12 protein-coding genes and 1 other RNA gene are annotated in these 21,124 nt (G+C 58.1%); 5 read left to right on the top strand and 8 right to left on the bottom strand.

Features of this window, described 5'->3' with window-relative positions; all coding sequences use genetic code 11:
* Positions 1-168: 168 nt before the first annotated feature.
* Positions 169-645, bottom strand: an RNA gene (gene rnpB / locus OIS53_RS07160) — RNase P RNA component class A.
* Positions 646-736: 91 nt separating this feature from the next.
* Between rnpB and OIS53_RS07155 the strand changes: the two genes are divergently transcribed.
* On the top strand, positions 737-1,153 hold the full coding sequence (locus OIS53_RS07155) for a XisH family protein (protein ID WP_264681713.1): 417 nt from the start codon (positions 737-739) through the stop codon (positions 1,151-1,153).
* The gene (locus tag OIS53_RS07150; protein ID WP_264681712.1) at positions 1,141-1,461 is read left to right on the top strand and encodes an element excision factor XisI family protein; all 321 of its coding nucleotides are present in this window, start codon (positions 1,141-1,143) and stop codon (positions 1,459-1,461) included. Before OIS53_RS07155 ends, OIS53_RS07150 begins: the two co-directional genes overlap by 13 nt.
* A 711-nt stretch (positions 1,462-2,172) precedes the next feature.
* Here the strand turns inward: OIS53_RS07150 and OIS53_RS07145 are convergent.
* From OIS53_RS07145 to OIS53_RS07135, 3 genes are all read right to left on the bottom strand, one after another.
* A complete protein-coding gene (locus OIS53_RS07145; protein ID WP_264681711.1) occupies positions 2,173-4,047 on the bottom strand; it encodes a M1 family metallopeptidase in 1,875 nt (624 codons plus the stop codon).
* Between the two features lie 316 nt (positions 4,048-4,363).
* Positions 4,364-5,482 carry a Smr/MutS family protein gene (locus tag OIS53_RS07140; protein WP_264681710.1) on the bottom strand — a complete coding sequence of 373 codons (1,119 nt, stop codon included), beginning with the start codon at positions 5,480-5,482 and terminating at the stop codon, positions 4,364-4,366.
* A 426-nt stretch (positions 5,483-5,908) separates the two neighbouring features.
* On the bottom strand, positions 5,909-6,895 hold the full coding sequence (locus tag OIS53_RS07135) for a YfiM family protein (protein ID WP_264681709.1): 987 nt from the start codon (positions 6,893-6,895) through the stop codon (positions 5,909-5,911).
* A gap of 153 nt (positions 6,896-7,048) precedes the next feature.
* Between OIS53_RS07135 and OIS53_RS07130 the strand changes: the two genes are divergently transcribed.
* Positions 7,049-9,934 carry an alpha-amylase family glycosyl hydrolase gene (locus OIS53_RS07130; RefSeq protein ID WP_264681708.1) on the top strand — a complete coding sequence of 962 codons (2,886 nt, stop codon included), beginning with the start codon at positions 7,049-7,051 and terminating at the stop codon, positions 9,932-9,934.
* A gap of 194 nt (positions 9,935-10,128) precedes the next feature.
* Here the strand turns inward: OIS53_RS07130 and OIS53_RS07125 are convergent, their stop codons facing one another.
* Positions 10,129-10,986: an N-acetylglucosamine kinase gene (locus OIS53_RS07125; RefSeq protein ID WP_264681707.1), complete on the bottom strand. Its 858-nt coding sequence runs from the start codon at positions 10,984-10,986 to the stop codon at positions 10,129-10,131.
* A 427-nt stretch (positions 10,987-11,413) separates the two neighbouring features.
* Between OIS53_RS07125 and OIS53_RS07120 the strand changes: the two genes are divergently transcribed.
* Positions 11,414-12,598, top strand: a complete 1,185-nt coding sequence (locus OIS53_RS07120; protein ID WP_264681706.1) for a T9SS type A sorting domain-containing protein — start codon at positions 11,414-11,416, stop codon at positions 12,596-12,598.
* A gap of 364 nt (positions 12,599-12,962) precedes the next feature.
* Here the strand turns inward: OIS53_RS07120 and OIS53_RS07115 are convergent, their stop codons facing one another.
* The 3 genes from OIS53_RS07115 to OIS53_RS07105 form a co-directional block, all read right to left on the bottom strand.
* The gene (locus tag OIS53_RS07115; protein ID WP_264681705.1) at positions 12,963-13,727 is read right to left on the bottom strand and encodes a SusE domain-containing protein; all 765 of its coding nucleotides are present in this window, start codon (positions 13,725-13,727) and stop codon (positions 12,963-12,965) included.
* 85 nt (positions 13,728-13,812) lie between these two features.
* The gene (locus OIS53_RS07110; RefSeq protein ID WP_264682316.1) at positions 13,813-15,375 is read right to left on the bottom strand and encodes a RagB/SusD family nutrient uptake outer membrane protein; all 1,563 of its coding nucleotides are present in this window, start codon (positions 15,373-15,375) and stop codon (positions 13,813-13,815) included.
* 64 nt (positions 15,376-15,439) lie between these two features.
* The gene (locus tag OIS53_RS07105; RefSeq protein ID WP_264681704.1) at positions 15,440-18,505 is read right to left on the bottom strand and encodes a SusC/RagA family TonB-linked outer membrane protein; all 3,066 of its coding nucleotides are present in this window, start codon (positions 18,503-18,505) and stop codon (positions 15,440-15,442) included.
* A gap of 949 nt (positions 18,506-19,454) precedes the next feature.
* Between OIS53_RS07105 and OIS53_RS07100 the strand changes: the two genes are divergently transcribed.
* Complete coding sequence (locus tag OIS53_RS07100) at positions 19,455-20,879, top strand: alpha/beta hydrolase-fold protein (protein WP_264681703.1); 1,425 nt, start codon at positions 19,455-19,457, stop codon at positions 20,877-20,879.
* Positions 20,880-21,124: the final 245 nt, after the last annotated feature.

The raw sequence follows: 21,124 nt of genomic DNA, 5'->3' as shown, positions 1-21,124 counted from the left end.
CGTTTGTAGAGAGTCTCCTGGACGTCCGGCCGCTCCAAAACAATTGGTTGTAAGCAGCGGGATGGAAGAAAATAGGTAGAAACCACAGTGGCTGAGCCGGCCCGAGGCCCGCCGTCGACTACACCAAAACGGCCGCCGCACCCGAAGCTGCGGCGGCCGTTCCTGTAGCCGGGTGATGGGTCTGTAAGCCGGGTTCTGTCCGCCCTCTTGCGAAGGTGGCCCCACCATTTATCTAGGCCAGTCCTCGCGGAAAGGCTCTATCAACCTACCCGCTGGCGCCGGACGAGCCGCCCGGTGCACGCCCCGAAGAGCGCACGTGCCAGCTTATTTGGTCTTTCAACCCCTGAGGTTTACCCAGCCGGACTGGTCACCCAGCCGCTGGTGCGCTCTTACCGCACCTTTTCACCCTTACCTGGTTAGGGTCTTAGGGGCTTGGGGGCTTGGGAGCTTGGTTGTCGTTCAACAAGCCAAGCCCCTAAGACCCTAAGTCCCCAAAACCCTATCCGGGCGGTAGTTTTCTGTGGCACTGGCTGTCCGGCGGCCGTTCCCAGCCGCCGTCCTTCCCGTTAGGAAGCAGGGTGCTCTGCGTTGCCCGGACTTTCCTCGTCGCCGCCGAAGCGCCGCCGCGGTGGGGCGACCCATCACTGGGGGCAAAGGTAAAGCGCTGATTTTTGTGATTAACGCTGATGACACTGATTATTTTCGGTGGAGCATGAGCGGTGTCTATATTTGGCTGATGGCCAGAAAAGACTTTTACCACGACTGCGTGCGGCGGGCTTTAGTAAAAGACGGCTGGACTATCACGCATGAGCCTTTGATTTTGCCATTTGCGGATACGCGCGTAGAGGTGGATTTAGGAGCCCAGCGGGCAGAGCAGGGCCACAGCGCCATCATTATAGCCGTGGAGGTAAAAAACTTTTTGGCCGGTCGGCCGGTGGTAAGTGAGTATCAGAAAAGCTACGGCCAGTACCAGCTATACCGGGAGCTGCTCAACCGCTTCGAGCCCGCCCGCCCGCTCTACCTGGCTATTTCGGAATATGCCTACCAGACAATCTTCCACGATGACGTAATTCGTACCATCGTCCGCGACAGTAACATGAAGCTGCTGGTGTTTGACCCCCTCACCGAAACCATTACGCAATGGAACCCTTAGCCACCTGGCAACAAGCCATCCGCAGCGTCCTGACGTTGCCGCCAACAGCCGCCTACGCTGTACCGGAACTTCGGGAAGTGCTGCTGGAGGACGTGACGCATAACCGGTTTTTGGTGGTGCGTACGGGCTGGTTTAACGGCCAAAACTTTTACGCTGTCATTCAGGATGTCGAACTGCGTGACGGCTACGTGTGGATTCACCGAAATAACACGGAGCATGACCTATCGGAAGAACTCACGGAAGCCGGCATTGCCGCCGAGAAAATCGTGCTGGCCACGCTTGCTCCAGAGCAGCGGCTGGCTTCCTAACAATGTTCTACCTAGCTAAGAGGTGCTGTTAGGAAGCTATTAGCTGGTTTTCTCGCTACGTCTAAAGGCTATCAGCCTGATAGTAATTCAGAGCAATGTGAGCTTAAAATTACTTACGAGAGGGCATGCCTGAATCTCACCACGCAAGGTTAGATAAGGTTACCGTTTTGCAGTTTGATTTTTTCTGTATGACTTCTTTTTAAAAAGTCTGTCCAGTTCTTTCAACTCATCAGTAAAATCTCCATCAATTGGGTCGCATTGGTTTATATAGGTACTTTGGATTAGAAACAGATACCTTTTTCCTGGAACCAGCACCGAGAGGTCACTGTACGTAGGACTTCTTAGTTGGATTGTGTCAGTTCGCATACCTCGCCAAACTCTGTCAGGAATAAATTTATAGATGTTAACCGAGACATTACCGGAGGAAGAATCCATTTCGGTTGTGTTGGAGACAGACACCAATTTGCCAGAAAAAATCATTGATGCAGACTTAACATAGTCTTTTATGAAATGGGCGGGAAGTCTTATACAAGTTGTAAATTTATCAGGACCATTTTTTATATTATGCACCGGTCTGAAACGCTGTATAGCTTGGTGTTTAAACCTTAGGTTAGAGAAAGAGGCGTATTTGGGCTGATAAACGGCTCCAGGTTGATAAAACGCGAAGGCTATAGTCAGGAGAAGGCTGTATGATTGTAGCATAGTGCGATATTACAATTTTCCCACCCACACATTATCCCGCGGGTGGCTGTCGGGGACGTAGGTGCTGCCTAGCTTGAACTGCTTGACAACCTTGTTGGTGGGAACAGGAATGATGACGGAGGTGGCGCCGGATTCCCAGACGGCAACGGTGCGGTGCAGCTGCTGAGTGGTGCCGTCGGTGAAGGTGGCGGTGAGGTCGATGGGTACGGGCTTGCTGCCTTTGGCTTCTACTACTACTTCGTAACCGGTAGCGGTGCGCGTGACGCGCCCGATGGCCAGGTCGGGGTAGCCGCCCTCGAAAAACCAGCGACGCCAGAACCAGTTGAGGTTGCGGCCCGCCCCGGCGTTCATGCAATTAAAGAAGTCGTGGGGCATGGGGTGCTTGCCTTGCCAGGTGCGGATGTAGTGGTGCAAGGCTTTGGTGAACAGCTCCTCACCCAGCAGGTCGCGGACGTAGTAGTAGCCCAGGGCGGGCTTGGGGTAGGAGTTGAGGAAGAAGGCCGTACCGGTTTGCTGGGTGCTCAGGGTCATGATGGGCACGTCGGCTTCAGTGCCGGCGCCGGCGGCGTAGGGCAGCACGCCATAGTCGTCATCGAGCTTGGGGTCAATTTGCCGGGAAATCAGCCATTCGCCCATGGTGGCCCAGCCCTCGTCCATCCAGCCGTACTTGGTTTCGTTGGTGCCCAGGTAGAACGGAAACATGGTGTGGAAGACCTCGTGGGTGGTAAGCGTAATGGCGTCCTGCCGCGTGGCGGTGGGGTTGTCGTTGGCCATCATGGGGTATTCCATCTGGTCGAGGCCGTCGAACACGGTTTCGTGGGGGTAGGGAAAAGGCCACTTGGGGAAGGTGTAGCTCATGGCCTCCACGGTTTGGCGCGTGAAGTGCACCACTTCCTCGTAGTCCTTGTGCGCGGGGTTGTAGACGGCATCCACGCGGGTGCGGCGCTTGGTGGCGGGGTCTACCACAAGGCTGCTGGCCTGCCACACGTACCTGTCGGCGGTGGCAAACGCGAAATCCGGCACGTTGCGGGCCTCGAAGCGCCAGGTGTTCTGGGCATTGGGCGCCGTGATATTGCCGCGCTTCAGGTCCTCGGGGCCGATGATGGTGGCCACGGCATCCTTCTGCTCGGCTTCTCGGAGGCGCTGGGCGTAGGGGCGGCTCAGCACCTGGTCGGCGTTGAGCAAGTCGCCGGTGGCCCACACCACGAAGTTGCGGGGCACGGTAATGGCGGCCCGGAACGTGCCGAAGTCGTTGTAGAACTCCTGGGAGCCTAAGTAAGGGTGCCGGTTCCAGCCGTCGATGTCGTCGTAGACGGTGATGCGCGGGAAGAAGTAGGCCACGAAAGCCGCGTGCCCCGGCTCCACCTCGCCAGTGCGGGTGTGGGAGCCTTTGTTGAGCATGTAGGAGTAGATGATGGAAACCTGGGCCGTTTGACGCGGGGCAATGGGCTTTATCACCGGGGCACCAACGGTAAAATCAGTGCCTTGGGGTTGGGCCTTGCTGAACGTAACAGTCTGACCATTCACCGTTACTTTTTCCAGCTTCATGCCTTCCCCCACATCCTCAGGCTTTATGCCGCTGGCCCGCGCGGCACCCCTTTGGTAGAGGTTGGGGTAGAGCTTAAACCACAGCTGCCGCAGCGTGTCGGGGCTGTTGTTGTGGTAGGTGATAGTGACGGTGCCCGATAGAAAGCGAGTGGCCGGGTCGAACTTAATATTCAGGTCGTAGTCGGCGGAGTTTTGCCAGTAGTTGGGGCCAGGCTGCCCGGTTTCGGAGCGGGTGCCTTTCTGGTAGGTGGCCTGAATGGTGCGCGACACCGGCAGCGGCTGAGCCAGCGTGGCCAGGGGTAGGAGGGAAGCAACGAGAAGTAACAGTAGTTTCATACGAGGCGCAAGGTACGGACCCTGGCCGGGGACCTCACCCCCTAGCCCCCTCTCCAAAAGAGAGGGGGGACTAGCTCTAGTTTGTCTCACTCCAACCCCTCTTCGAGGGGGAGGGCCTCTAGCTCTAGTTTTCTAGCTGACGTTCTACTAGCATTAATCACCCCCAGGCCACCCTCGCTTGATGCATACGACTGGTGGCAAGCAGAAAAACTAGCTCTTGCGCTTAAAACTAAAACTAGAGCCCCCTCTCCTTTTTCGGAGAGGGGGTGGGGGGTGAGGCACCTAGAGCTTGAGCCGCAAGGGGCGACTGGAGGCCCTACTTCAGCCGCACCAGGGTAGCGCCGTAGCCGAACTTTTCTTTGCGCGAGTCTTCGAAAAACTTGATGTCACGGTTGCGGCTCAGGAGCTTGTGCAGCTCTTTGCGCAGGGTGCCGTTGCCGGAGCCGTGGATGAAGACGATTTCGTGCATGTTGGTGGCCAGGGCCCGGCTCAAGGCATCCTCGAAGGCGTCAAGCTGGAGCTTGAGGATGGCCGTATTGCTCAGGCCTTCGGCGCCTTCTGGCACCAGGGCTTCCAGGTGCAGGTCTACTTCGTGGGGCGGGGGCACAATGGCTTTGGCCGGCTGGGGCGGCGGAGCTAGGGCGGCGGGCTTGGCGGGGGCGTTGCCCGAAAGCTGGGCTTGCAGGGTTTCGGCCAGCTTTTCGGGAGCTACGGCAGCCGGGGCGGCGGGCTTTTCGTCGAGCTGGAACAGGTAGGCCTCGCGCTGAAGCACGGGCACGTTGGGCTGGCGGCTGGTGTAGAAGCTGGCGGCCTTGAATTGCAGGCGCTTGGTGAGCAGCTCATACGCCGTGGTGCCGTTCAGCTGGAAGGGCAGCAGCTGCACCACGGCGGCGGGCCACTGGTCGAAGTCCTTGAGGTGCCAGTGCCCCAGCGGGCGGCTGGCCGACTTGGCCGCCAGCTTCTCGGCTATCAGGCCCCGATACTGCCCCTGGCGCTCCTCGCCGAAGGTAAACAGCACGTCCCGGTCGGTGTGGTTGACGAGCTGCACGGCCAGCAGCTCCGGCGACTGGTGCGTCAGGGCCAGATACAGGCCTTTCTGCACGGTAGTGGGGGCGTTTTTGGCGGCTGGTATCGGGGCGGGGCCTTCGGTTTTGGGAGCGGCAGATGGGGCGGCTGCCGGGGCCTCGGGCACGCCGGCCGCTTTGGCGGCGCGAGCAGCGCCAGTGCTGGCAGCTTTTTTCTGAGCTTCCATAACCCCGGCCCGTTCGCCGAACGCCTTGGTTTCTTCGGCGGCTACCACCACTACCTCGCGGCGCAACACCGGAATGGTGAAGTCGTTGTCAATGGCTACTTCTACCAGCTCGTCGCTGAGCAGGCGGGTGATGATGCCTTCTTCGCGCCCGGTGAGCAGGCGCACTCTGTCTCCTACTTGCATATCGTCAGGGGTAAGCAAATTCGTGTCAAGCAAGCAACAAAGGTAGCCCGGCGCTGGTCCTGGTCCGGAAATAAATTTCCGCCTGCTTCTTCCTGCTTCTCGCTTCTCGGCTAACGAGTACGGCTGTGGCAGCTTCCTCAGCTAAGAGCAGTGCGAAAAAACCACGTGCAAGCTGCGCGCCTTCCCAGAGGATTCGCAGCCCCACAGCACATCGTTGAAGCTCTTAAAGTTAGTAGCCGGGTATCAGGGCAGCGTGGAGCTGTAGCGACGCAAAAGGACGTGTCGCTACCCCGTTCTTAACGTCTCGACGGACAGCTTCCAAATCACGCAAACGAAGCGGTAGAAATGCTGCCTTCAGCAGCGCAGCCTTCGTTTCCCAACAGCCACCCAAAAAACTTCAGCAGGTTTACCTTTCACTTCTCACCTCTAGTAATACAACCCGTGCGCCCGCAGGCCGTGGCGCGGGTTCCACTCCAGGGCCGGGGCGGGCAGGTGGAAGATGCTGGCCACGTAGAACACCCGCTTGAGCAGCTTGGAGCGCGTCGGGATGCGGCGCAGGTCCACGTCGAGGCTGAGGTAGAACTGCCGGTAGGAGCGCAGACCCAGCGCGGCGTTGGCGTCGGGGTCGTTGAACACCATCTGTTGGGCGCCGTAGCCCAGGGCCGGCTGGAGCCAGCGGGGCCAGCGCGAGGAGGCCGGCAGCCAGGCGCCCACGTCGGCGCACAGCCAGTAGGTGTGGCCGTTGTAGTCTTTGAGAAACTGCTCGGCCAGGCTGCGGCCCAGCACGTTGGGGCGCTGGCGGGCGTAGCGCGTGGTCCGAAACGAGTACTTGGGCATGAGGCGCACCTCGCCCCAGGCCAGGTGCTGCCCCACCACGCCCGCCGAGCCCAGGAAGTTGGCCGCCAAGTCAGAGGCCGAGGCGCCGTACTGCGGGTCGCGGCCGTCGAGCAGCTCGATGGGGCTCAGCAGCAGAAACCCCACGAAGCCCCCGTACCAGAGGGCGCGCCGGTCGGGCACTCCCGCCCAGCCCAGCATGTCCACGGCCCCGCGGCTCATGTGAAACGCGCCCCAGAAGTGCCCGGCCTTGTCCAGCTGCTTCCACTCGGGCCAGTCGTTGAACCAGTGCAGAGGTGCCCGCTCGCCGGTGTACCAGCCCCGGCTAAGTCCGTACAGCGTGGCCGGATAGGTCACGGCCAGCCCCCCGGCCAGCACCGGCAGGCGGCGGCTCAGTGGGGACTTCAGCAGGGTGTCGGGGGCCAGCTGGGCGAGGGGAGGAGGCGTGGCCGCACGGCCGGAAAGCGGACCGGGCCGGGCCGGAGCCTGGGCCGCGGCCGAGCCGGCCAGGCTCAGCAGCAGCGCGGCAGCCAGCCAGCTGCGGCATGCACCAACGCAGAAAGAAACGGCGGCTCCCACAAAAGGCAAAACTACAAACAAAACCCGGCGGTAGCTTGGTTGCCCACGCAGCCCGTGCGTATCTTTCCCGACTTTTCTCTGGGCTCGGACGGCGACCGGGCCCTCTTTGTTGTCAATTTCTCTTTTCTACTTTTTACTCTCTTTTTCATCTGCATGAAAGCACTTCGACTCCTGTTGCTCTGGGTGGTGACGCTGGCGGGCTTGCCGGCGGCGCAGGCCCAGGTAGTAACGGCCAACCCGGTGTTCTTCACCGAAAACGACCAGGTGACGCTCACCTTCGATGCCACCAAGGGCACGGCCGGACTGAAAGACTACACCGGCGACGTCTACATCTGGACCGGCGTCATCTCCGACAAGAGCACCAGCGACTCCGACTGGAAAGCCGTGGTGGGCACCAGCTTCTCACAGCCCATTCCGAAGGAGAAGATGACGCGCAGCGCCACCAACCCCAACCTGTACACCATCACGCTCACGCCCCGCACCTACTACGACAAGCTGCCGGTCACCGACAAGATTCTGAAGCTGGCCATGGTGTTTCGCGGGGCCAACGGCTCACCCGAAGGCAAGGACACCGGCGGCCGGGACATCCTGGTAGACGTGGCCCAGAACACGGCCCTGTCGGTGCGCATCACGGCCCCGGCTACGGGCGGTGCTACGCAGTTCGTCAGCCAGAACGCCGTGGTCAGTGTGCGGGGCGAAGCCTCGGCGGCGGCCACGCTCACCCTCACGCTCAACGGCACGCAGGTAGACCAGCAAACCAACGCTACCTCCCTGACCAAGGACGTTACCATCACCCAGCAAGGCCTGAACGTGGTGCGGCTGACGGCCACCAACGGTACAACCACGGTGTCGGATGAAATCCGGCTGTTCGTGAGCCCGGCCACGCAAACGGCGGCCCTGCCGGCCGGCGCCAAGAAGGACGGCGTAACCTACATCAACAACGGGGCCTCGGCTATTCTGACCCTGACGGCTCCGGGCAAAACCAATGTATACGCCATCGGCGACTTCAACGACTGGCAGCCGGGCGTGGCGTATCAGCTGAAGAAAACTGCCGCCACCGACGCCGAAAACGGCCGCTGGTGGGTGCAGATTGACGGCCTCACGCCCGGCCAGGAGTACGCCTACCAATTCCTGGTGGATGGCCTCAGCATCCCCGACCCCTACACCGAAAAGGTGCTGGACCCCAACAACGACCGGTTTATCCCGGCCGTTACCTTCCCGAACCTGAAAGCCTACCCCACGGGCAAAACCACCGGCTTGGTGTCGGTGCTGCAAAGCAATGCGCCCGGCTACACCTTCCAGACCACCAACTTCCAGCGCCCCAAGCGCACTGATATGGTGGTGTATGAGCTGCTAGTGCGCGACTTCCTGGCCCGCCACGACTACCAGACCCTGACCGACACGCTTAAGTACATCCAGCGCCTGGGCGTGAACGTGATTGAGCTGATGCCCGTGAACGAGTTTGAGGGCAACGAAAGCTGGGGCTACAATACGTCTTTCTACTTCGCCCCCGACAAGTACTACGGCCCCAAAAACGAGCTGAAGCGCTTCATCGACGAGGCCCACAAGCGCGGTATTGCCGTTATCCTGGACATGGTGCTCAACCAGTCGTTCGGCCAGAGCCCCATGGTGCAGCTGTACTTCGAGAACGGCAAGCCCAAGGACAACCCCTGGTTTAACGCCGATGCCACCCACCCCTTCAACGTAGGCTACGACTTCAACCACGAAAGCGCCTACACCCGCTACTTCAGCAAGCGCGTGATGGAGTTCTGGCTGAAAGAATACAACGTAGACGGCTACCGCTTCGACCTCAGCAAAGGCTTCACCCAGAAGGTTACAACTGGTGTAGGTGACTGGAGCCAGTACGACCAGTCGCGCGTGGACATCTGGAAAGACTACGCCGACTTCATGAAGAGCGTGGACGCCAATGTTATTCCGATTCTGGAGCACCTGGGCGTAGACTCCGAGGAAAAGGCCCTGTCGGACCTGGGGCTGATGCTCTGGGGCAAGATGACCGACGCCTACAACGAAGGCACCATGGGCTACAACGAGAATGGCAAGTCGAACACCAGCCGGGCCTACCACGCCACGCGCGGCTTCGCTAAGCCTGACCTGGTGGCCTACATGGAAAGCCACGACGAGGAGCGCCTGATGTACAAGAACTTGGCCTTCGGCAACGTGCAGGGCTCGTACTCGACCAAGGACCTGAACACGGCCCTGGCCCGCATGGAGCTGGCCAGCGCGTTCTTCTTCACGGTGCCCGGCCCCAAGATGATCTGGCAGTTCGGTGAGTTGGGCTTCGACAAGTCCATCTTCGAGTGCCCCGACGGCACCGTGCCCACGCCCTACCCGAACGACCGGTGCAAGCTGAGCAACAAGGCGCCCGTGTGGAACTACTACCAGAACCCCAACCGCCGCCGCCTCTACGACGTGTACCGCAGCCTGATTGCGCTGAAGGTGCAGGAGCCCGCCTTTGAAGACCCCGCCACGTTTACGCAGGACGTAGCCGGCGCCGTGAAGAAGCTGCAAATCACCGACCCGCGCCTGAACGTCACCATTGTCGGCAACTTCGACGTGCGGGAAGCCACCGTCAACCCCACATTCCAGGCGGCCGGCACCTGGTACAACTACCTGACCGGCGAGGCCGTCACCATCACCGAAGCCGGCCGCACGGCGCCCATCACGCTGGCTCCCGGCCAGTACACGGTGTACACCTCGCGCCGCATTGCCAAGCCGGCCGGCACGGTGCTGTCGTCGGGCCGCCCCCGCGAAACGGCCGCCCTGCGCCTGACCTCGGAGCCCAACCCCGCTGCCGCCGTTACCACCCTGCGCTACGAGCTGCCCATCAGCGGCCCGGTTAGCCTCACGGTGCAAAACGTGCTGGGTGCTACCGTGCGCACCCTCAGCGTCGGCCGCCAGGCTAAGGGCGCCCAGGAGTTGAAGCTACCCGTGCAGGACCTCGCCAACGGCGTGTACCTCGTGCGCCTGCAAGCCGGCGAGCAAATCCAGACGGCCCGCCTCGTAGTTCAAAACCAATAATCACAGATTGTGTAATCACAGATTGTGCAGATTTTAGCTGATTGCACAGATGCAACGGGACGGCTGAGCTTGTAAAAGGTTTCAGCCGCCTTAAGAAGAAATAAACCCCGGCTTCCAGTAAGGAGGCCGGGGTTTTTGCTTGATGAGGAGGGGAAAGTGAAGGACGACAGTACTTCACTTAATCACTCATTCACTCATTTCACCAGCTCCAGGTGGTAGCTCACGAGGTCGTCGATGGGGGAGCGGATGATTTTGCCGACTTCCATCTGGTACTGCTGGGCCACCTGCGCCAGCACGTCGCGGAAGTTGTAGCCCACTGAGCCCACGCAGTTGAACGTATACTGCTGGTAGTTGGGGTAGTGGCGCACCAGGTTATGGAAAAACGCCTCGAAGCTTTCCAGCACGATGTCGCGGCAGTAGCTGACGTTGTTGTGGTCGTAGGCAAACTTGGCAAACGAAGCCAGGAAGCGGTTCGGCAAAGGTTGGTTGTAGAGCCGGTCCAGAATGTCGTTGCGGGAGCCCAGGCCGTAGGTTTCTTGCAGGGCGGCGGGCAGTCCTTCGGGCATGAGGCCGCGCAGGTAGTCGCGCAGCAGCCGCTTGCCGATGTGGGAGCCGGAGCCTTCGTCGCCGAGGAAGTAGCCCAGCGAATCCACGTTGTGCGTGATGCGCTGCCCGTCGTAGATGCAGGAGTTGGTACCCGTACCCAGAATGGCCGCGAAACCCGGCTTATGGCCCAGCAGGGCGCGGGCCGAGGCCAGCAGGTCTTCGGTAACGGCAATTTCCTGCACAGCCGGGAACAACTGCCGGAGCGCCAGCCGGATAACGTCGGCCTTGGCCTGGCTGGATACGCCGGCCCCGTAGAAATGCACCTCCCGCACGGCCGCCCGGTTTAGTGCCTCGGGCAGGTGCTGGGTGAGCGAAGCTACAATGTCGGCCGTGCTTACAAAGTCGGGGTTGTAGCCCTCGGTGTTGAAGTACACCCGCTGGCCGGTGCTTTCATCCAGCTGGCACCAGTTACACTTGGTCGAGCCGCCGTCGGCAATGAGTATCATCGAAGTCGTAGTGAGAGAATCCGGCCCATAAGCCAGAAAGGTGAGAAATACGCTAGCAGGTGCAAACTACGAAGGCTGACCAGAATAGGTAGCGTAGCAGGCAGAAAAGCAGATTGAAAATTGCTTCACACCGATGGGATAGAAGAGAAGAACGAGCTCCTGCTAGTGTGGCGTGTACCGCAGCTCTTGAGCTGTTGGCTGACCAAAGCGCAGATAACAGGCGTGGCATACGCTTGCGGCTTGTAAAATTTTGTGTTTTTCAGAATTCCGGCTGCAGCTATGGCATATATTGCGAGAATATTGTTCATTGCTACACGTATAGAAACCATTGCTACAACTTGATAGAATTGGTTTCGTACGTGCTGATTACCTTTTTTCTTTTCTCACTTTTTTCTACTTTCTACCTTTTTCACTTCACTTTTCTCCTATGAAAAAACTGTTTACTCTAGCTGCAGCAGGTGCTCTCACGGCTGCTTCCCTGGGCGTGAAGGCGCAAACGCAAGCCCCCATTACAGTTAATGGCCAACTGGCTGCGTCTGAAGTTGGAGTTACCGGCTATCAGCTGGTAGGCCGCTTCACGGGTCCCCGCGGTTTCGGTGATGCCGGTCTGTTGGCACTCTACGCTGCTTCTGATGCTAACAACCTGTATTTCTTCGTTGCCGGCACGCTCCAAACCGGTCCTGACCTGAAGAACTCCATTCAGCTGTTCATTGACCGTCCCGGGGTAGATGGTGTACCAGTAGGCACTGCTTTACCTGCTGTAACCACCCCAACCGGCACCTCTTTCAACGGCATGACTGCTCGTTTGGATTTGGCGGCTGACTTGGCCGTAGCCATCAAAGGCACCAACGCCGCCAACGAGGCACGAATTGAAGGAGTAGCCTACACTTCGGCCACTGCTGCCACGGCCCAGGTCCTGACGGGCACTACGCCCCTGGCTCTCAATGGCACAGCGGCCACAGTACCCGCTTCTTCGGTTTCGGGCGCACTAGCTGGCTTTGCTGGCGCACAGGTAGCGTATACCACCAGTGCTAACCTGTCGTCGAATCCGGGCTTCTCTACTAACGGCAATGCTCCCAGCAATGGCTTGGAAATTTCGGTAAGCCGTACTGCTATGGGCATTCCGGCTGTTGGTGGTACGGTGCGCATCTTTGCCGTGCAGAACAACCAAGACGGCGACTTCCTGTCGACGGACTTCATTCCGCAATCCAATCCTCCTGCAACTGCTGCCACTAACCTAGGCGCTGCTTCCTCGGTAAACTTCGCTAATATTCCCGGCACACAAGCTGGCACGTTAGTCGTAACGGCCACCACCCTCACGGTGCTCGGCAACCGTAAAACCGACGACGCCCGCATTGCTTTCCGGGCGTACCCGAACCCGCTGGTTGACAGCAACCTGAAACTGGACTACACCGTGGCTGACCGCGCCCAGCCGGTTACCATCACCGTTTCCGACATGGTAGGCCGCGCCGTGCGCACCATCAGCCGCGACAAAGCCGCCGTAGGGCAGCACACCGCCCAGATTGAACGCACTGGCCTCACAGCCGGCACTTACATGGTGCGGGTGCAAGTCGGCGAATCCGCTTCTGCCCGGAAGGTGGTAATCTTCTAATCTGGCGAGAAGAATTCGTTTGTAGCTACTACAGCTCATCTAAACGGGCCTACCTCATGCGGGGTAGGCCCGTTTTTTTTTTTTAAGCAACTATACAAGCCAATGCTCCAGAAATCAGTAGTATGGCTGAAGCGGAAGCCCGTCAGCAAATAGGCAGGCCACCGGCAGTAGTGCAGCACCAGCGGGAGTATGATTGATGCAACTGCTTTAGTGAAAGCAGTCTGCCTATAATATAATTAGAGGCAGCGGCACAGATAGTAGCTCACGATGGTAAGGAGAGCTGTTGTGCTATCATCGTTCAGGTACAAAAAAAGCCCCGCAGCTGACGCTTGCGGGGCTTTTTTTTTTAAGTAAAGAGGATGTGCTACTTCTTTGTGATAGTGTACTTCGCCTTCGGTTTAGCGTTGTAGTCTAACACTACCTCGTAAGTACCAGGACCGGGTGATTTGATGTTGGCGCCGTTGGGCTCCAGTTCTTTATCATTTCCATCGTCACCCAAGTTCAAATCCCACTTATCATTAGCGCGGAATTTAAACTCATCACCAGTCAACGCAATAGTAATCTTCCACGTCCGCGTGCAGAAGTCGTACGTCATATCCGTGTCACGGTCCCAGCCACCAGCAGTAGCCGAACCGATGATGCCCCAGGCGTCGGCAGGAAGGGCCTGGGCCGGATACGGAGTTGCCTCAATAGAAGACAAGGCCGACGTGCTACCAATAGCGGGGCTAATGGACGCCCTGACCCGGACATCCAACTTGGTGAGCTTGTTGGCTGAGTTACAGTCCACGCCCGTGTACACGTTGTTCAGCTCTTCAACCGTGAAGGTTTTGCTCAGTGCTTGCCCAACGTTCACTTCGTACACGTTGGAAGCGAAGTTTGAGCCAGCCTTGGCAAACTGGAGCGTGTATGCTACGGCGGCCTGGTAGCCGAAGTCAGCGGCAGACCAAGAGTACGTAACGGCATTGTTGGCCGCATTTGCTCTGACAAGGCCAGCCGTCGTTGCCGAGGCCGTGAGCTTTGGGGCAGCCTTCATGTTCATGGTCACGCGGTCCTCATCCTTGTCACACGACGAGAGAAAAAGGGTGGCCATCAAGCCCATGCTAAGGAAGCGGGTAAGCATGTTGTTCATATGGTGAAACTAAAATGGTGTGGGAGTAAAATTTCCGAAACAAACCGGGAACCAGCTCAACTGGTTCCCGGTCTTACCGTTCAGCTTAGTAGCCGGGGTTTTGCTTCAGATTGGGGTTAGCTACCAGGTCGGTAGTGGGGATGGGAAACAGCTTGTACTTATCGTCAACCCCCCGGCCATCACGGGCACCACCCTTGAAGGGCCAGAGGTACGTGCCGCTGGTGTACAGCCCGAAACGAATCAGGTCGGTGCGGCGGTGACCTTCCCAGTACAGCTCCCGAGCCCGCTCCCGCTGAATAACATCCAAGCTGAGGGTAGCCAGGACGGGAACACCCGCGCGGGTACGCAGAGCATTCACGGCTTCCAGCGGGCTCGGGCTCGTAGCGCCCGTGCCACCGCGCAGAGCCGCTTCGGCGTACATCAGGTGCACGTCGGCCAGGCGGAACATGGGGAAATCGGTGTCAGGGAAGTCACCGGAAGCATCGGAGCCGGCAGCGCCGGTGCTGGTCACGTTGCGGTATTTGGTGACGGCGTAGCCATCCGTGAACGTGAAGATGTCGCTGATTTCCTTGTTCTGACCTTGGGTGTAAAACAGCGCGCGTTTATCGGTGGCGCCGGTGCCGCCATCCTGGTCGTAGGCATCCACCAGGTTTTTCTTGGTGCGCAGGCCAAACCAGCCGCCGTTGATGCCAAAATCCTTAGGCTGCATGCTGCCACCGACGGCTGCGTGCACCAGGAAGGTCATGCCTCCGAAGGTTTTAGTGCGCAAGCCGTCAAACGCAACGGGAAAGATAACTTCCGTGCGACCCGCATTCTTGTCGTTGTCGGCCAAGAACAGCAGCCGGTAGTCCGGAGCCAGCGAATAAGCGCGCGAATCAATAATCTTCTTGGCGTAGGTTACGGCGTCAGTGTTGCGTTGCTGGCCCGAACCGAGATACACCTCAGCATTCAGATACAGCTTGGCGAGCAGCGTCCAGGCGGCAGCTTTATTGGCGCGCCCGTACATGGCCGCGTTGGTGCTGGCCTCAGGAAGTTCACCTTCAATGGCCTTCAGCTCATCCTCCACGTATTTGAACATGAAAGCCCGGTCACGCTGCAGCGGAGCTGTGCTACCTACCGACGACTCTTCGGTGGCAAATGGCACGTTGCCGAACATGTCAATGGCGTGCCAGTAGCTTAGGGCACGCAGGAAACGTGCCTCAGCGCGGTAAGCTTTCACATTGGCCAATTCTCCACCCGAGATACCCCGGTCGCTCAGCTTAGCATCGGTGGTTTGCCGGAGAAACTCGTTGCAGAGCGAAACCTGGTAAAAAATCCGGTCATAGATGGCGCGCACAAACTCGTTGTTGGCGTTCCAGGTCAGGCGGTTGTAGTCGGGTAGGCTACCATCGTTCCAGGCAATAATGGCCTCATCAGTGGTCAGCTCCTGTGCTTTCCAGTACTGGCGCAGGTAGTTCGAGAAGCCCTCGTCAATACCCTGAATATCAGGCAAGCCGGCAGGACCCTGCTGGCCGCTTACGGCTAGCGTGGCGTAGAGACGCGCCAGCGCCCCCTTAATTTTTACCGGGTCGCCGTATACCGACTCCGAACTGTCTTGGAACGAAGGAGTCTGGTCCAGGTCGTTCAAGCAGGAGGACAAAGGCAGCATAGAAGCTGCCATCATAAACGTGGCAACGCTGCGGATAAATGTATTCTTCATTGTTGAGTGGGAATTAGAAGCCGATGTTCAGACCGAGGGTGTACGTGCGCGGACGCGGGTAAATCGTGTTATCGATACCAAACGTCTGGGTTACCGAGCCGAAGCTGTTTTGGAAGGTAACTACTTCCGGGTCAAGGCCTTTGTAGTCGGTAATGACGAACAAGTTCTGAACAGCGAAGGATAGGTTGAGGTTCGTGCCTTTGAACACGTCGCCAAAATTGTACCCCAGCGTTACGTTTTCCATACGCAAAAACGAGCCATTTTCCACGAAGTAGTCCGACTGAATTACCTGCGGGTTGCCGCTGGTAAAATTGTTATCGAACACCTCACGGGTAACGTTGTTCACGAATCCACCGGGGCCTTGTACAAAGATGGACTGCGAACGAACGTTGTTATACACGTATTGATTCAGGTTGCTACGCATCGTGAAGGCTAGGTTGGCCTTGCCATACGACACGTTGGAACCGAAACCCAGAATAACATCCGGCCGGGCCGACTTATAGCGGTAGCGGTCCAGATTATTGATCTGACCGTCGCCGTTACGATCCACTACCACGCCGTCTAGCGGTTTACCGTCGGCGCCGTATACCTGCTGGTACACGTAGAAGGAGTTGGCTGGGAAGCCTACCGTGTTGATTTGGATGTTGTTGCCAACGCCGCCGGCAATACCGCCTAGCTCATAGCCCTGGAAGTTGGGGTTGCTGCCTACGTTCAGCTCGGTAATCTCATTCTCGTTGTAGTTACCGTTGGCGTTAAACGTCCAGTTAAACTTGTCGCCGCGTACGATATCAACATTTACCACTGCCTCAACCCCTTTATTGGTTAGGCTACCGATGTTAAAGAAACCAGCGTTGGACAGGTTTACCAGAGCCGGCACGTTTACCTGAGCCAGCAGATCTTTGGTGTCGCGCTGATAGAAATCTACTAAACCTGATACCCGGCCATCGAAGAAGCCGTAGTCTAGACCGACGTTATAGGTAGTGGTAGTTTCCCACGTCAGATCAGGGTTATAGAAGCTTGGGCGCAGCGTATTGATATATTCCGTGCCCAACTGATATTGAGCAGTGTTGCGGCTCGGTATATACAATGCTTGATAGCCGTAATAGTTAGAGCCAATGTCCTGCTGACCGGTAATGCCGTAGCCCAGGCGTACCTTCAGCTCCGAGATGGCCGTTGAGTTCTGCAGGAATTCTTCGCCCTTCACGCGCCAAGCAAACGCACCAGCCGGGAAGTATCCCCACCGCTTATTCTCAGCGAAGCGTGAGGAACCATCGGCGCGGAACGAAGCCGTGAACAGGTATTTGTCGCCGATGTTGAAGTTAGCCCGGCCAAAGAATGACTGCAGGTTGTAACCTGGGTCAAAGTACTCTCTGCCATTGATGGGGCGGTCGGCGGGCTGGTTATTGAAGATGCTACCGTCCAGCAAACGGTCATCAAATACGTAGTCGCGGTAGCGGAAATCCTGATAGGAGTAGCCGCCTACCAGATCCAGGCGGCCGGGACCCAGGTCGGCATTGTACTTAGCGTACGTTTCCAGCAGCTTGTTGTAGTTGTCGTTGCGGTACTGCTCCAACTGCCCGAGGCGGCCACCAGCCAGAATGCCCGACGTAGCGGCCCGGAAGCGGCTACCACGACCCTGCTGGATGTCGTAGCCAGCATTTACTACGCCGCTCAGGGCCGACAGGAATGGCAGCTTATACTCAAGCTGAATGTTACCAATGCTCCGCTTAACGGTACTCCGGTCGCGGGTTTGCTCAATGCGGCTCACAGGGTTGCGCGGAGCCAGCGGATTGACGAAGCGTGGAGCAGTGGGGTTGTTGGCGTCAACGGGGTTCAGGAACTCAAAATAACCGCCGTAGCGGGCCAGGGCAGGGTTGCTGGAACGAATTGGCTGGGTCGGATCAAACAGTACCGCGTCACGAACTGCATCCTGGTTCGAGAAGTTGTTGTCAATCCAGGAGCCTTTCACGTTAGCGTCCACACGTAAGCTACCATCGAGCAGCACGGGCGTGAGGCTCAGCGCGCCGGTGTAGCGCTTCAGGTCGTTGCGCAGCAGCAAGCCTTCTTGGTCCAAATAGCCACCCGAAACGCGGAATGGCACTTTGCCCACGGCGCCCGTCAGGCTCACGTTGTTGTCGGTCGTCTGGGCCGTGCGAAGAATCTCGCGCTGCCAGTCAGTGCTGGCCAAGCCCGTAAGCGTACGTTGATTGGCGTTGCCACGAGCCTGCACCAAGGCCCGAAACTCTGATCCGTTCAGCACATCCACATAATTGCGGGGCTCAGAAATGGAATTCTGAGAGCTAACGTTTATACGAAGCTTATCACCCTGCACTCCACGCTTCGTAGTTACGATAATTACACCGTTCGACGCCCGTGAACCGTAAATGGCCGTAGCCGAGGCGTCTTTCAGGACCGAAATACTCTCGATGTCGTTAGGGTTAATCAACGACAGTGGGTTAGAAGCGCCGCCCAATGACCGGTTGTCAACGGGCACCCCATCAATTATAATAAGCGGGTCGTTGGAGGCATTAAGCGAAGAACCACCCCGGATGCGGATGGCAGTTGCCGTGCCAGGGGCGCCGCCGCCGGTAGTTACTTGCAAGCCGGCTACTTTGCCTTGCACTAGCTGCTCTGGGTTGGTCACCTGGCCCTTCACGAACTGCTTCTCCGAAATCTGCTCTACGGCGCCGGTCAGGTCCTGCTTGCGCTGGGTGCCGTAGCCGATAACCACGGCTTCGTTCAGCAGGGTAGTGTTTTCGGACAGTGTTACGGTGCTTACTTCGGTGTTCTGCCCTCCCGTTACAGTAATGGGCTGACGGCGGGTGGTGTAGCCTACAAACGACAAAACAAGCGTCTGGGAACCCGAGGGAACGTTTTGAATAGAGAAGGTACCGTCGGAGTTCGTGGAGCCGCCGAGGTTGGTGCCTTCAATTAGGACGGTTACGCCGGGCAGTCCCTGGTTCTTCTCGTCCAGGACCCGGCCGCTCACCGTACCGGCTCCCTGGGCGTAGGCGCTGCTAACGCTTACGCCAGCGCACAGTAGCGGAAACGCGAGTTTCGCTAGATAAGGGTGTTTCATTGAAAAGGAGTTAGGGGTTGAAATGGATTTTTCCGGACTAGCCGGAGTGGGAATTCAGGTGGTCCAAACAAGGCTTTGCGGAAGTCAATGAGACCGACAAAGTCTGATAGCCCTAGCTTCAGCCTTCGTTCAACATCACCAAATCGTTAAGAAGTAGCGCAAGATAAAGTGTCGGCCCGCACAAAAACAATGGCTTTACCCCACAACTTGGGTATAGTGATAATTGTATTTTGCGCGTCGGGTAATGCTTCAGTTCAACACGGACAAACCCAGGGTTGGCTCAACAGCAAAAACTGCCCCAATCTCATCCGCTCCTGAAATGTTAAGGAGAGACCATTTCTGCCCCGCATGCATGCAAGAAGAAATAAGAATTGTGGTGAGCGGTTCAACGTCAGTATTGATGAAACATGATGCTATGTTGACTTAACTGCCAGCAGCTAAGTACTACTGCAATGATTTCAGCATACTTACTACATTGCTCATTTAATAACTTCACCCACAAGTTATCAGTTAATGGAGTTGTAAAATGATGATAAAAATTGTGATTTAGAGTGAGCTAGGTATTCAATATCGACACACATTTTTATACAGAACGGTCAACTCAGGATGCGCTTTTTGCAATGGAGTATTGGTCGATTTTACCAGATTTATTGTACAAAATGAAGGTGTATCTGGCTTGGGTATACAATGGCTCATCTGATGGCTGTAGGAGGCTGGCTACAGTAGAGGCTTGGTCTCCTTTTTAAGAGGAGTGTAGGACGGACGACAGCGGGCGTGCGAAGCTAACCTGGCAGTTTCCCGGAAAAGTCCACTCAAGAATTATTTAATATTTCCGCTACGTATAGTAGCCCGAGCGAAGAGTGCAGCCGAGACCGTACAGTTCTGTCTTATGCCCCGTTATAGGTCACCAGGTTACGAAACACCGTAAATGAGTTTCCTTACTTTCTGCATGAGACATCTTCTATTTAGCGGAGCGCTGCTGCTGGCTTCAGCGGGTCAGGCGCAAACCACTTTTCGGCTTACCCGCGTGCCAGCCGCTACGCCAGCGTCGGCTACCCTGCACCTGGCCGGCTCCTTCAACAATTGGAACCCCGCTAGCTCAGCCCACGCCCTCAGCCGCAGTCCGGATGGCACGTACCAGGTTACGCTGCCCGCCAGCGTCACGGGCACGCTCGAGTTCAAGTTTACCCGCGGGGCATGGGCATCGGTGGAAACGGACGCCCAGCACGCCGACTTGCCGAACCGGCGCTACACGGTGGGCAGCGGGCCAGCTACGGTGGAGCTGCAAGTGGCCAACTGGAAAGACCTGGGCGGCAGCGGCACTACGCCGTGCCAGAGCACGGCCTTGCAGCCCAATGTGCGCGTGGTCAGCACCAGCTTTCAGCTGCCCCAGCTCAATCGTACGCGCCGCGTGTGGGTGTACCTGCCCAACGACTACGCCACGGCCCCAGCCAAACGCTACCCCGTGCTCTACCTGCACGACGGGCAGAACGTGTTTGACGTTTGCACCGGCTTTGCGGGCGAATGGGGCGTGGACGAAACCCTGAGCCAGCTCCAGCAGCAGGGCCTGGATGCTACCGGCGCCATTGTGGTGGCCGTGGACAACGGCGGCCCTGACCGGCTCAACGAGTACTCACCCTGGAACAACCCGCAGTACGGCGGCGGGCAAGGCGACCAGTACGTGGACTTTCTGGTGCAAACCCTCAAGCCCTACATCGACCAGAGCTACCGCACCCTGACGGGGCGCGAGTACACGGGCATTGCCGGCAGCAGCATGGGCGGGCTGATTTCGGTCTACGCCGCCCTGAAGTATCCGCAGGTGTACGGCAAAGTGGGCGTGTTTTCGCCGGCGTTCTGGTTTGCCGAGCGGCCCTTGTTCGACTACGTAGCTCAGCACCCGGCCCACCCCGAGACGCGGTTTTACTTTGTGAGCGGCACCACCGAAAGCCAGACCATGGTGCCGCTGATGCAGGCCATGCGCGACGCTTTGCAGAAGGGCGGCGTGCCAGCCGCTAACCTCTCGTACCAGGCCCGGCCCGACGGCCAGCACGCCGAGTGGTTCTGGAAGCGGGAGTTTGCGGCGGCCTACCAATGGCTGTACGCACCCGGCACGGTGGCCGGTGCCCGCAAAGGCGCGGCCCGCCTGGCATTCAGCGCCTACCCCAACCCGGCCAAGGATAAGCTGCTGGTGCAGCTGCCTGCCGCCTCGCGCGAGGCCCGCCTGGAACTCACTGATGCCGCCGGCCGCGTGGTGCTGCGCCAGAAGATCCGCTCTGGCGCAGCGGTGGACGTGAGCCAGTTGGCCAAGGGCACCTACCTGCTGCGCCTCACGGCTGGCCGCCAAGCCGGGTTCCAAACCCTGATGAAGGAATAGAAGCTGTTTAGCCTGACAACCAGAAAATTAAAAGCTAGCTCCCCTCCTTGGCAAATTCCGCGCATTAAGCATTGCGTAGCAAGCAATAGGGGTTGGGGGTGGTGGACCGGAGCGGTAGAACGTCAGCTAGGAACAGGAAAGTAGAAGCTAAAGCCTCTCCTGTTGAGAAGAGGAGTGGGAGTGAGGCGGCTATTACTAGCGACCCAGGCGCCAGCGGACGGAAATGGAAAAATTTTGGCAAAACT

Source organism: Hymenobacter sp. YIM 151500-1 (assembly GCF_025979885.1).
Taxonomy (GTDB): domain Bacteria; phylum Bacteroidota; class Bacteroidia; order Cytophagales; family Hymenobacteraceae; genus Hymenobacter.
The sequence above is the reverse complement of the archived record's forward strand: the minus strand, read 5'-3'. Positions and strand labels throughout refer to the sequence as shown.